The sequence below is a fragment of the Dyadobacter crusticola DSM 16708 genome, assembly GCF_000701505.1.
Lineage (GTDB): Bacteria > Bacteroidota > Bacteroidia > Cytophagales > Spirosomataceae > Dyadobacter > Dyadobacter crusticola.
In genome coordinates this window covers 537304-550841 of record NZ_KL370786.1, presented here as the reverse complement: position 1 = coordinate 550841, position 13538 = coordinate 537304, and the positions used below count along the sequence as shown (strand labels likewise).

The following is a 13538-nucleotide window of genomic DNA, read 5'->3' as shown; positions in this document are numbered from 1 at the left end:
TCTTAGGCAGAGCTTTGAAACTCTGCCTTACTTTTTTTGCACATTTTTTTACCTTTGCCCATCACATGACCAAGAATCAGATGAAGCGTTTAAGGATAATAGTACTTTTTTTGTTTTTGGGTTCAGTTTCAGGTTACAGTCAAAGCTTATCCCGCGTCACGTCCGGCATTGATCTCGGGCTGGGCTATCAGGACGACCAGTGGGTACCTTCTGCATTGTACCATCAGGAGCTTAGCCTGAATCATTTTTCATGGTTCCGCATTGGCTGGGGCGTGCGCGCCTGGGGTTATTATGCGGGCAGAACAAACCTGGTACCGCAAAGCAATGCATTCTCAGACGATACTTTGAAGTTTGGCAGGCTGAGCGCCAATGGAGCAAGCTTTGTGTTTGGGGCAAATGTGCGGGTATGGAAGTTTGACATCGGCGCGAACACGGATCTTTTCGGCATTGCATTTGGCACGAAACGCAGCGGTCTGTATTCAAAATCGACTTTTTACGAAGGAGAAGGCGCGGAATACTACAATGCTTACGTCGGCAGCAACCCGGCTACACTGAATGCGCTTCCGCTGGTATTGGACAAGCAGAATGGCCAGTCGGAGGTGTTCCTTCGCTACTGGATCACAGATCGCATTGGCTTGAAGCTGGCCTATGTACACGGCCGGATCACTTACAGCACGCCTGTGAAGCTAGACAATGGCCAGCGCCGCTTTTCGGCCACATACGGCGTACCTTATGCCGCCATATCGTTTCCATTATACAACTGATATTTCGAGATGCCTGAAAAGCTGGTTGATTCGCATAAGTATAACCTCTGGAAGAATAAGCTCGAAGGAAACGGGCTTGCTATTCATCGGGTAGACGAGCTTTACAGCCGCCGGAACGGTCACGGAGAAGTACTTTTTTCGTTGCTCTACACAGACGCGACTACGCCGGAAGGCCACAAAATCCCGCCTATCTGTTTCTTGAAAGGCGAAGTAGTGAGCGTGCTGGTTTGTTTCATAGATGCTCAGACGAAGGAAAAATACCTCCTGCTTGTACAGCAGCGCCGCATTTGCGACGGATCGCTCACCTACGAGCACCCGGCCGGGATGCTGGATAGCGAAAGTGACGCAGCGGCGGTTGCAGCCCGCGAAGTTTTTGAAGAAACCGGCATTCCGGTTGAGGTTTCGCAGCTGATAAGCGTCAATAAAGAGCCGTTTTATCCTTCTACTGGCACGAGTGACGAAGCGATGTACATGTTCTACTGCGAGCTCGAATTGAGTACAGAGGAAATCCACAGTTATCATAACAAAGTGCAGGGCGTTGTTTCCGATCACGAGTTTATCAACACGTATGTAGTACCCTTTGAGGAGGGCCACAAGCTGATCAATAATTCGAACGGAGTACTGCTGGACTACCTGTATTTGAAGGATGTAGGCGACTGGGAGTTGCTGAAAAAGCTGTAACAAAGCACATCGGCCAGAAAAATTTTTCATCAAAATGGCCGAAAATCAAAATAGGGGCTATATTTGCACCCCATTACCGAGAGAAGCACCCGTAGTTCAATGGATAGAATTGTGGTTTCCGGTACCATCGATAGGGGTTCGAATCCCTTCGGGTGCACTATTTGACATATCAAAATTGACTAAAGCCTGCAGATTAACCATTTGCAGGCTTTGATTTTTTGAAGCGGACGTGGTGCAAGTCACAGACGTTCTTCCCGAGAGGATGTAGTCCTGTCAGGATTTTGGTGTTTGTGTTTTAAGTTCTTTTTATTTTAAATAGAATGTATGGCTTGTGCCTGAATTGTTGACACTCAGAGAAATTACCTTTCCAAACGCATCTTTATTGAATAGTAAGCTTCCGTCTATACCAGTCACAAAAAACGCATTCTCAGACTCCGCGAAAGCATTCTGTTCCATTGAATCGCCGAGCTTCGCATATAATCTGTTCCCGATGCAAGTAATTTTCATTTGTGGAAAAGACCCTTCTTTTGTCAGGTAAATGCCTTGAAGCGCCCGGAGTTGTTGCAACGGAAGCTTAACGCCTTTTCTCAACTCCTTGAAGTTAGATCGAGAGAGAGGAAGACCCTCCAAAATCTCGTCGATGTTCTGCATTACCGATAGCAGATCATTATTATCACCAAAGTTCGATAAGAGGATTACTTTTTGACTTTTGGAATGTGTGTTAACAATAAGCGACCGGTATCCGCCGTAGCTACCGGCAGTAAACATGTCCCGATCTCCTGAAAGTCCTGGCAAGAGCCGCCAGCCAAAAACGGAAATCAGACCGTCGTCAGACGTAATGTTCTCATTTGAATGGTTGAATTTAATGGGTGAAAATGCTTCTTTTCGCGTCGCTTCACTCACCAGCAAATCGGTATTTATTGCCTGAACCCACTTGTTGAGATCTCCTGCGTTACTCATAATTCCATAAGCCCCTGTTACGCCGGACATGTAGTACATATACCGTTTGAGACTATCGGCACGCAAAAAGCGGCCTTCGCCTCCATCCCAGGCATAATCGAACGCATAGTCTTCGGGCGGCGTATTCAAAAGCCTTTGGGAGACAGCTGTATTTGCCATTCCACAAGGCAGAAAGATGTTTTTGCGCATGTATTCCGGGAAAGACAAACCGCTCACCTGCTCTATGATACTCGCCAGAAGTACATAGTTCGTGTTTGAATACAAGAATTTGGAACCAGGCGGAAAAACAGTACCCGTATACTTCGCGGGCAAAATTTTAATTATCTGCGCATTGCTATTGCGCGCATTCACATTGATATCCTCCTCTGTCCAACCCAGAAAGTCGGGAATGCCTGATGTATGCGTCAGAAGATTTTGGATCGAGACGCCGGCATAGGGTAGTTCAGGAAAGAACTTGCGCAAAGAATCGTCATAGGAAAGCAGCTTCTTCTCTTTCAGCTGCATAATTCCCATAGCTGTGAAACCTTTTGAAACGGAAGCAAGCTCAAACACAGACTCGGTCGTGAGTTTGCGTTTTGCGACATGATCAGCAATTCCATAGGCTTGTTGGAAAATCACCTTGTCATCCTGAGCAATCAAAACAGATCCATTGAAACTTTTGAGCGTATCAAACAAAGCCGACAACCGAGCGGCCTTGTCCTGAGCACGTAAACTGCTGGAAACTAGAACAAGCATTACGATTCCAAGTAGTAGCTGCCGTATCATTTGATTGTAAGAAAGGATGTAAATCTTTCAGAAAAGTGAGAGACTTAATTAAGCTACCCGAAAAGAATGATTGTTACCAGCCCTTGGTTTACATCAATCCCGGCTGCCTGTTACCCGTCGCTGCCAATTTGTGTCAGGAATCCAGTGACAAGTACCGCATCAGCGACCGCCAGGAACTAAAATCAAAATAAATTTATAAACGTTTGCTTATTGCATTTTTTGAATTTATTTTTGACTCGATTCTAGTTAGTGCGTTAAGCTATATGAAACTTCACTCTATGCGTTGGTTTGTTGTTCTGATGTTGTTTATAGCAACCGGGCTGAGCTTTTTGGACCGGCAGGTACTCTCGATTGCTATCCTCAAAATCCAGAAGGAATTCCAGTTTACGGATGTGGAATATGGCTGGGTGAACACCAGCTTCTTATTGAGCTACGCATTCATGTTCACAATGGGTGGGTGGATCATCGACAGGGTTGGTGCTAAAAAGGGACTTGCAGTTGCTGTAGGCGTATGGTCGGTGGCCAATGCATTGCACGGGTTGATGAATTCTCTGCCGCAGCTCGTTGCCTTTCGATTTTTGCTGGGGTTGGGTGAAGGCGCGTGTTTCCCCGGAGCTGCAAAGACGGTTTACGACTGGTTTGACAAGAAAGAAAGAGCCTTTGCAAACGGCATAGCAATAGGCGGTTCGGCCATCGGCGCAGTAATCGCCCCGCCGCTCACCATCCTGATTTCTGAACATTATGGCTGGCGGGCAGGATTTGTTATTCCCGGGCTTGTCGGCCTTATCTGGGTTGCCGGCTGGTTACTGATACCATGGAAAAGTGCTGCCGCAAACCTTAAAACACAGATTACTGCAAAGAAAACAGCCGCTATCCCGTTGCTCTCCCTGCTAAAAATCAAGGAGACCTGGGTTTTTATCCTGATGCGCTTTCTGCTCGATCCGGTCATGTATTTCATGATGTTCTGGATTCCAAAATACCTCAGCGAGGTACGCGGCGTGGCTTTTCAGGAAATTGGAAGTTTATTCTGGGTGCCGTTTCTGGCGCTGGGTATTTCCAATATTTTGGGTGGATTTATTTCTGACAAATTGGTTAAATCGGGACTTACGATTAATAAAGCGAGAAAATTGGTAATGGGCATTGCAGCTGCATTAACGCTGGCCGTTCCATTCACGGAATACGTTTCTTCGGTTTATGTAGCAGTTGGTTTAATGGCGCTCTATATGTTCGCACACGGCTTCTGGATTACCAACTATATCACTTCGATCTCGGATGTTTTCGGACAAAAAGCGACTTCCACGGTAGTCGGACTTTCGGGAACGGCAGGCGCTATTTCCAGTTTGCTGCTCAATCCGATGATCGGAAAACTCGTGCAGGAATATTCGTATAAACCGATGTGGATCGCTTCTGGGGTACTTTACCCGGTCGCGTTCATCGGCTTTATGCTCCTCGTTCCCAGGATCCAGCCACTTTTCCAGGAGGCTCTTGATAGTCCGGCTGATGCAGCTGTGATGAAAGCTGATCCATGATTTGCAAAAAAAAATTTACCTCACAAAACTTAGTGCGTTAAGATTTCAAGAACAACACATAACATTAATTTAAATGGTGAATCCCATCTCCTACGGGCAGGAAGCAACTGCCGCCATTGTTGAAAAACGCAAATCTACCCGCCCGCGTATCGGTGTTTTCGGCGTAGGTTATTACAAATATTGGAGCCAGTTCGATGGTCTGCTCGAAGCAATGATGCACAAGCAGGCAGTTTTTATCAAAAAAATACAAACCGGCTCGTATGCGGAAGTGATTGATTTCGGTCTGGTGGATAACGTTGAAAAAGCCTATGAACTGGTACCGAGGCTCAATGCGGCAAACCTGGATCTGATCTTCTGCGACATGGTCACATACGCAACTTCCAACACTTTCGGAGTTGTGATCAAAAGTATCAATGTTCCGATTGTGCTCGTCGCATTGCAGCCCGACCAGGCCATGGATTACACCCGCGCGTCCACTTACATGCAGCTTTACAATGATGACATCTGCTCACTCCCTGAATTTGCCGGTGTGGCTGCGCGCATGGGTAAAAAAGTGCCGGATATGATCATCGGGACCCTTTATGACGATCCGGTCGCCGATGCACAGATCGAAGAATATTGCCGGATCGCGGCTGTTTTACATGATCTCAAAACTTCGCGCATTGGTCACATCGGCCACCCGATCGAGGCGATGCTGGATATGCATTCAGATGCAACAATGCTCACAGCGCATTTCGGCGCGCACATTGTGCAATGCGAGGCACACGAGATTGTAACGCAATATCAAAAATCGACGCCGGATGAAATTGATCCCGTGAAAGAACGTATCCTGGAATTCTTCGATACCCCCGATCCGGTTTCTGATCCAATTTCGGAGAAACTGAGGGATTCGGATTTGGAAACGGCTGCCCGGGTGACGGTTGCTTTGGAAAAATTCATTCAGGAAAAGAAGCTGGACGGTCTCGCCTATTATTACGAAGGTGCAGAAAACAGTGAGACACGCACGGTGATGTCTAACCTGATCGTGGGCAATTCACTACTTACCGGCGCAGGTTTTCCAATGTGCGGCGAGTCGGACCTTAAAACGTGTTTTGCCATGCTGATCATGGAACGTTTAGGCATAGGCGGTAGCTTTGCCGAGTTCCACCCGGTCGATTTTAAAGAAGGATTCGTGCTTGTAGGTCATGATGGCCCGCATAATGTCACTATTGCAGACGGTAAGCCCGTTTTGCGCAGCTTAACCAAATACCATGGTAAGCCTGGATTTGGTGCAGGTGTCGAATTCAAGATCAAGGAAGGCCCTATTACAATGCTGAGTATCAACTCTACCTACGATGGAAAATTCAAGTTTGTAATTGCCGAGGGGCAGTCTGTTGAGGGCCCGATTCCTCCTACCGGCAACACCAATACCCGCGGCTATTTCAAACCCGATGTGCGGACATTCCTGCAAAGGTGGATGAAAGAAGGCCCGACCCACCATTTCGCACTGGGCGTCGGACATCATGCAAGTGCGATCGTGAAAGTGGCCAACTACCTCAATCTGGAAGCAGTCGTCATTGGCGCAGAATAGATGTAATGGCACCGTAATACATTGTTTACAGGATTAAGCGCATTAACCTCTTGCTAATATCTAAATCCCTTTTCATTATGAAGAATAAGTGTATCAATCAAAGCTTCTGGCAGCTTTCCAGCCTTTTGCTGCTGCTCGTCTTATCACCCGCCTGTTCGATTTTCGCGCAGGGAGCGGGCCGACAGGAAATTCGCGGTGTGATCACCACAGCCGAAGACAAGCAGCCACTGATCGGCGCTACCATCGCCGAAAAAGGCGGCTCAAACGGAACGACTTCGGACGCAAACGGAAGCTACCAGCTTACCGTCGGTTCAGGAGCGACTATCGTGGTTAGTTTCATTGGCTACCTTCCCCAGGAGGTGACAGTGGGCGCGCAATCGGTTATTAATGTGGCTTTGAAAGCCGATGAGCAGCAGTTGCAGGATGTGGTGGTTGTGGGTTACGGAACACAGCGCAAAAAGGATGTGACTGGTTCTATCGTGACGATTTCTTCAAAAGATATGGTTCCGGTTCCGGCTGCGAACAGTTTCGATCAAATGCTGCAAGGTAAAGTTGCGGGTGTGCAGATCACGCAAACCTCCGGCGCACCAGGCGGGAATGTCAATGTGCTGATCCGCGGCGTAAACTCGATTACCGGAGGAAACCAGCCGCTCTATGTGGTGGATGGTTTTGCGATCGGCTCGGGAGGCGGCGGTTCCAGTGTAGCCAATTACGCGTCGGATTCTTATTCGGCAAACGGCATTGTAGGTGCCAGCGCCGTGAACAGGGTCAATCCGCTGAGTACTATTAACCCTTCTGACATTGAATCCATTCAGGTTTTGAAAGATGCTTCTGCGACGGCGATCTATGGTTCGCGCGGAGCCAATGGCGTTGTGATCATTAATACAAAGAGAGGGACAAGAGGGCGGTCAAATATCAGCTTTGAACACTCAACGGGATTGCAGCAGCTTGCCAAAAAGATGGACCTGATGTCACCCCGGCAGTATGCCGAGTTCGTCGCCGAAGGCAGGGACAATGCGTGGGTATTTGCAGGTGGTAATGCAGCCGATCCCAATGAAAAACGTGGAACAGGGCAGTATGTCAAACCCGCTTTTCGCGACCTGTCACAATTCGACGACAAAGGTTATGGTACTGACTGGCAAGACCTGATTTTCAGAAACTCGCTGGTACAGAACTATCAGCTTTCGGCGTCTGGCAATAAAGGTGATATGCGCTATTTCGTTTCGGGCGGCTACCTGGATCAGGATGGTATTATCATTGGTTCGAAATTCAAGAAATTCAATATGCGCACCAATCTGGATGTAAACCTGACCCCGAAGCTCAAACTGGGAACCAGCTTTTCAGGAACTTACTCCTTTGGCGATTTTGCGCGGGCAGAAGGCCATTTGCAGCACCGCGGACTCATTTCCGCAGCCGTTGCAGCCGACCCGACGATCCCTGTTTACGATGACAAAGGCGGTTACTATTCCGAGTTTTCAGCTACCACAGGTATTCCCGTGGAGCACGTGCTGCTGATCAACGACGAGTTTTCCGACAAGCGAAAGAATGCCAATATTTTTACCAACAACTACCTGGAATACGAAATTGCAAGCGGGCTGACTTTTAAAACAACCATCGGCATCAACTATTCCAGCAATCAGACGCGCCTGTGGAAATCGTCTAAAATCGGTGTGGCAACCAGTCGGACAGGTGCGGCAGTGGCGGGTGTGACCAAATTCAACAGTATCAACTGGCTGAATGAAAACACGCTCAATTACCGTAAAAAAGTTGGCGACAAACACGATTTCGACGCATTGATTGGATTTTCATCCCAAAAAAATACCGATGACGTATTGCAAGCCGGCGCGACGGATTTTCCCACAGATGATGTCCCTTACCTGGCAGCTGGTATTGTTACAACCGGTACTGACTACATGTCGCAATGGTCGATGCTCTCGTGGTTTGCCCGATTGAATTACTCTTATGCCGATAAGTACCTGCTTACTGCCACCATGCGTCAGGATGGAAGCTCGCGCTTTGGCTCAAAAAACAAATGGGGCGCATTCCCCTCCGTTTCGGCTGCATACCGCGTCTCGCAAGAAGCTTTTTTGCAAAACAGCAACACGGTCAGTGATCTGAAAATCAGGGCCAGCTATGGTGTCTCGGGTAACAACCTGATCGGCAATTACGCCAGTCTGGGTCTGCTGGGTATATCTCCGATGGTTTCCAATGGAACCAACATTTCGGGCATCTCGCCATCCACCCTGGCCAATGATGTACTGAGCTGGGAAAAGTCTTTCCAAACCAATGTAGGTCTTGATTTGGCTTTGTTTAAAAACAGGATTGCGCTGACTGTGGATGCGTACCGCACCCACAAAAAAGACCTGCTATTATCTGTTGCATTGCCTGCTGCTTCCGGCTTCTCTTCATCGGTGCAAAATGTGGGTGAGCTGGAAAACAAAGGGATTGAATTCAGCCTAAACACGGAGAACATCGCAAAAGGTGATTTCAGGTGGACTTCGGATGTGAATCTGAGCATTAACCGGAACAAGGTTTTGAAACTAAATACAGAATCTGCGCGGATCAATACCTCTGCTTATCAGGTAGCCGAAGTCGGCCAGCCGATAGCGAGTTTCAGGCTGCTGAACATTCTTGGCATTTTCCAGACTCAGGAAGAGGTAAAGGCCAATCCTATTCAGCACCCACGCGTGCAGCCGGGAGATTATCGCTTTCAGGATGCAGACGGCAGCGGCACCATTACCCAGGCCGACCGCACGATCGTAGGAAATCCATGGCCGAAGTTTACCTGGGGAATGGGACACCGTTTTTCATACAAAAACCTGGCATTAAGCGTAAACATCTACGGATCGCAGGGCAACGAAATGTACTTTCAGGGAGGCGAAGTTTCACTCAACGGCGCGGGTGTACAAAACCAGCTTGCCGTGATGGCCGATCGCTGGAAGTCACCGGAGGATCCTGGTGCCGGAAAATACTCACGCGCCATTCGCAACGATTATGCATTCGGTTTCAGCGCGGGAACGACCAAATACATGTTTGATGGATCCTTCATCCGAATCCGCAATGTGAACCTGGCTTACACATTCCCCGGAGCCGTTACAGAGAAAATGAGGTTGCAGGGTTTATCGCTGTACGCGGATGTTACCAACCTTTTCACCTTTACCAACTACCCTGGCTATGATCCGGAAGGCAGCACAGGCGGCGACAATATCGGGCAAACGGGCGTGGATTTCTTCTCCTACCCTAACCCGAGAACCTTCACCGTGGGCCTGAGAGTGAGTTTTTGAAAACAACCATTAACATAGAATGCTATGAAAAGGAATATTCTCGCGCTGGTATTGATGCTGACCAGCCTTTCATCCTGTAACGATTTTCTGGACCTGGTTCCCGAGCATCAGATCAGCAATAATGTTTTTTACAAAACCCAAAACGATTTTGAAAGAGCTCTGATTGGTGCATACAGCAGTTTTCGCGGTCTTTACAGCGGCAGCGCCATCCTGTATGCAGCCGAGCTCCGGACCGACAATGCGGAGATCAACTGGTCCTCGCCAACTGTGGATGAAATGCAGTTTGAGCAAAACGCATTGACTTCTACAAACAACATGGTAAGAGGTATCTGGAACACCTGCTTTGTGACGATTTCTAGATGCAACACGATCCTGAACCGCATTGAAAGCGTCGATTTTGATGCAGCTGCCAAAAACAAGATCATCGGCGAGACGCGCTTCCTGCGGGCGTTCAGCTATTTTTATCTGGTGCAGCTTTTCGGCGATGTGCCCATTACTGAACAGGAATTCGGTAACCCGGGCGAAATACAGGCCGCAGACCTCAGCCGCAAGCCTGTCGATCAGGTTTATGAGTTGATAATGAGTGATCTGACAAGCGCAGAAGGGTTGATGCCGGCCACTTTAAACAACGATAAAACGCACGCGTCGATCGGAACTGTAAAGGCTTTGATCGGAAAGGTGCATTTGACGCGGAGGAACTATGCAGCGGCAGAAGCCAAACTGAAAGAGGTCATTGATTTGAACCAATACAGTCTTCACGAGAACTATGCGGCTTTGTTTTCAGAAGGAAATAACAATTTGAAAGAATCGCTTTTTGAGATACAGTTTATCCGTGGCCGCAGCCTGGGTAACAATTATTCCGCACTTTTCACGCCGGCTATTACCAGCATGGCGATTTTCCCTAATAACCTGCAAGGCTCCGGCCGCATTACGCCGTCACTGAGCTTATTTAATGCTTATGAGACGGGCGACAAAAGAAAAGCAACCTCAGTAAACGACTCGGTGCGGCTGATCAATGGCAGCAAATCTCCGGCGCGTTATGCATTGAAATTCGTGGATTTTAAAGTCGTGGAAACCTCCGATGGCGCAGTTGCATTCACGGTAATGCGCTATGCAGATGTGCTGCTGATGTACGCCGAGGCTTTGAATGAACAAAGTAAAACGGTTCAGGCGCTGCCCTTTTTGAATACGATCCGCACGCGGGTCGGATTGCCTGAGCTGGCTGGGTTAAACCAGGCACAGTTTCGCACGGCAATGGAAAAAGAGCGGCGGGTTGAATTCATGTTTGAAGGCCAGCGCTGGTTTGACCTGATCCGGACAGGACGCGCCAGGGAAGTTCTGAATACATATTATACGAGTAAAAATCAGAATTTCTCGGTAGCCGAGCACGAAGTCCTTTTCCCGATCCCATTGGCAGAAATCGAATTGAACAGTAAACTGAAACAAAATGCAGGGTATTAAGTCGTTAATAGTCTTCTTCATATTCTGCATGAGCCTTACCCGGGTTCATGCGCAGTATGAGCTCGCAACACTCAAAGGCAAAAATTTCAACAACATTACCTTGGAGGTTTCGCTGAAACCTTTCAAGAAAAATGACAAAGCCTATATCCGCGAAGTTGCCAGGGAAATGTTCGTCCAATGGCATTCGCTGCTGCGTCATACGGACACGGTTTCGGTCATGTTGTGGACGGGCGACGGATCGGAAATTCTTGACTATAAAGGTACTCCGACGCAGCCGCTGGAATGGGCGCAGTATATGGGTAACCCCAATACAAAGCATGCCGTGAACTCCGGCCCAAAGGAATTATCGATTCACGAGCGCGCTTACTTATACCTCCCCGACCCTCCCAAATTCACATACGGCGACCTGAAATTCATTGTTCAGACATTAAAAGAAGAAGGAAAAAAAGTGACGGGCAAACCGATTCTGGTGGGTGAAACATTTGATCCGGGACCGGAGTTTGCCAAGTCTGACTTCAAGTACAAAAAACATCCCGAGATCCTGGGCGGCAGCGCAATGGGGCATAACACCATGGTGAGCTGCTACTCGGTGTTGAATGCAGACAGTGAATCTTATGCCGAATTTCCGAAAGGTATCCCGGCGAACACGCCATTTGGCACATTCCTCGGCAGACAAAGCAAGCGTTTCCTGGCTGATATGGGCTTTGACTTTCTATGGCTAAGCAATGGTTTTGGCTTTGGCGTAGAAGGCTGGTCTTCCACGGGCGCGATCTTCGATGGGAAGGGTTTTGATCAGGCGAAATTGGATGCTACCAAGGATAAAATCGCAGGTTTTTGGAGATACTTCCGGGCGGAATGTCCTGATATACAGATTCAAACCAGGGGAACAAACCTTTCAACGGGTGCAGACCTGGCGCGGGACGGGGTTGATTTGAAATCGATTTATAAAGACAAAAATCTGTTGCCCCCGCCGAATTCTCCGTGGGCTGCATTGGACGGTGATTTTGGTTTGGAAATGGTGGGGTATATGTCGAGAATGGCCGAGCTGCCCGATGAGCGCTACCTTTTCCGGTATTATACGCACGATCCGTGGTGGCTCAACAGCCCTTGGCTGGACCGTTACGGACGTGAGCCGCACGATATTTACCTGCCGATGGCCGTTTCCCGGATCAATAAAAAAGGAGAAGTAAAGCTGCCAACGCATTTGAATTTCCTGAGCATTGACGATTCTTACGGCAACATGCCCACGCAGGTTCCTGATGAAGTTACCCCGCATATTCTCAAAGGCAGGTACGATTCACCAACCGCGCCGGGTCCGCTGGTGTGGGTGTATCCGTTTGACGAATACCACGAATGGGCTTACAAATACAAAGACCGGCTGCCGGAAATCTATTACGGCGACTGGCTGATCCGCCAGGCTATTAACAACGGAATGCCGCTGAATACAGTCGTTTCGACGGGTTCATTTCAAAATGTGATCAAGAACAATCCCGCATCTTTCAAAGAATCGGTGCTGGTCACCATAGTGCCGGATCCCGATTCTGAGCTGGAAAAGTCGCTGATTTCCTTTGTACAAAATGGCGGGAAGCTGCTCGTCTACGGGCCGGCTGGTCATGCCGGGAAAGCGTTTCTTGATTTGTTGAATTTGCAGAATGCAGCAGCATTGGATGGTGAGTTTAACATTAAATCCACTTATGCGGGAGATAAAATGAGTGTCGCCTATCCAACCAAGATCGTCCACAGCGCGCTGTTTTCGGGCGGCGGCATTGCTACGAATGTGAAAGACGCGAAAGATGCAGGGACAAAGATCCTGGCGCAGATGACGCAGTCCGGCCAGTCGCGCGATGCGGCTTGGGTGAGGCAAAAACCGGATTGGAAGGGCGGCAAAGTGGCATATGTGCGCGGGACGAATTCGAGCAAGTTTACCGGCGGCAAATTGCTGACACCCGATGATCCTTCCAAACTTTTTACCGGGCCACTCTTGATGCGCTACATCTTGCAGGAATTTGGAATGACTTTCGCCATTGAAAAAGAAGATCCGAGTGTAAAAAACCCGGTTTTGACGGTTTCCAGAAGTAATAATGCGTTCATTTTCTCTGGCTATAATCCGAATAGCACGATCCGCAACACGTTCAAATTGCCGCAAGGTGCGCCGCTGCTTTTGGGGCTTGAAACCAAGCTGGATAAGGGACATTCTGCGTACACTTTGCCGACTTCCTGGAATCGGGAGTCACGTGTTTTTATTGAGCAAAATGACGGGATCGTTTCTTACAAAGAATTGCATTCAGGCGAGCTGGGTATCTCTAAACGGTACAGAGTGAGTGGCTTGAAGAATGCTACGGTTCGGATTTATGCGGACGATAAGGTGACTGCGAAAGATTTTCACGCTTATCTGAATGCGAACTATCCCTGGAAAGAAGGCAAGATCACTTTTAAGGAAGGCGATTCGAAATTGGGGAAACATTTTGTGGTTGAAAACATAACGGGGAGTTTGGTGGTTTCCTGGTGAGTTGCTGTTTCTAGA

At 48.4% G+C, this 13538-nt stretch carries 8 protein-coding genes and 1 tRNA gene; 8 read left to right on the top strand and 1 reads right to left on the bottom strand.

Annotation, left to right across the window (positions count from 1 at the left end; genetic code table 11):
* The first annotated feature begins 65 nt into the window (after positions 1-65).
* From Q369_RS0124320 to Q369_RS0124310, 3 genes are all read left to right on the top strand, one after another.
* Positions 66-764, top strand: coding sequence for a hypothetical protein (locus Q369_RS0124320; RefSeq protein ID WP_229206937.1), 699 nt, complete (start codon positions 66-68; stop codon positions 762-764).
* Between the two features lie 9 nt (positions 765-773).
* Positions 774-1445, top strand: a complete 672-nt coding sequence (locus Q369_RS0124315) for an NUDIX hydrolase (RefSeq protein ID WP_031530322.1) — start codon at positions 774-776, stop codon at positions 1443-1445.
* Between the two features lie 85 nt (positions 1446-1530).
* A tRNA-Arg gene (locus Q369_RS0124310) sits at positions 1531-1602 on the top strand.
* Positions 1603-1751: 149 nt separating this feature from the next.
* Here the strand turns inward: Q369_RS0124310 and Q369_RS0124305 are convergent.
* Complete coding sequence (locus Q369_RS0124305; RefSeq protein WP_169739290.1) at positions 1752-3140, bottom strand: serine hydrolase domain-containing protein; 1389 nt, start codon at positions 3138-3140, stop codon at positions 1752-1754.
* 293 nt (positions 3141-3433) lie between these two features.
* Between Q369_RS0124305 and Q369_RS0124300 the strand changes: the two genes are divergently transcribed.
* The 5 genes from Q369_RS0124300 to Q369_RS0124280 all read left to right on the top strand — a co-directional run bounded on the left by Q369_RS0124300 (position 3434) and on the right by Q369_RS0124280 (position 13523).
* A complete protein-coding gene (locus tag Q369_RS0124300; protein ID WP_031530320.1) occupies positions 3434-4699 on the top strand; it encodes an MFS transporter in 1266 nt (421 codons plus the stop codon).
* 73 nt (positions 4700-4772) lie between these two features.
* Positions 4773-6269: an L-fucose/L-arabinose isomerase family protein gene (locus Q369_RS0124295; protein WP_051664264.1), complete on the top strand. Its 1497-nt coding sequence runs from the start codon at positions 4773-4775 to the stop codon at positions 6267-6269.
* A 77-nt stretch (positions 6270-6346) separates the two neighbouring features.
* The gene (locus tag Q369_RS0124290) at positions 6347-9553 is read left to right on the top strand and encodes a SusC/RagA family TonB-linked outer membrane protein (protein WP_031530318.1); all 3207 of its coding nucleotides are present in this window, start codon (positions 6347-6349) and stop codon (positions 9551-9553) included.
* A gap of 24 nt (positions 9554-9577) precedes the next feature.
* A complete protein-coding gene (locus tag Q369_RS0124285) occupies positions 9578-11014 on the top strand; it encodes a RagB/SusD family nutrient uptake outer membrane protein (protein ID WP_031530317.1) in 1437 nt (478 codons plus the stop codon).
* Positions 11001-13523, top strand: a complete 2523-nt coding sequence (locus Q369_RS0124280; protein WP_031530316.1) for a hypothetical protein — start codon at positions 11001-11003, stop codon at positions 13521-13523. Before Q369_RS0124285 ends, Q369_RS0124280 begins: the two co-directional genes overlap by 14 nt.
* Positions 13524-13538 lie beyond the last annotated feature (15 nt).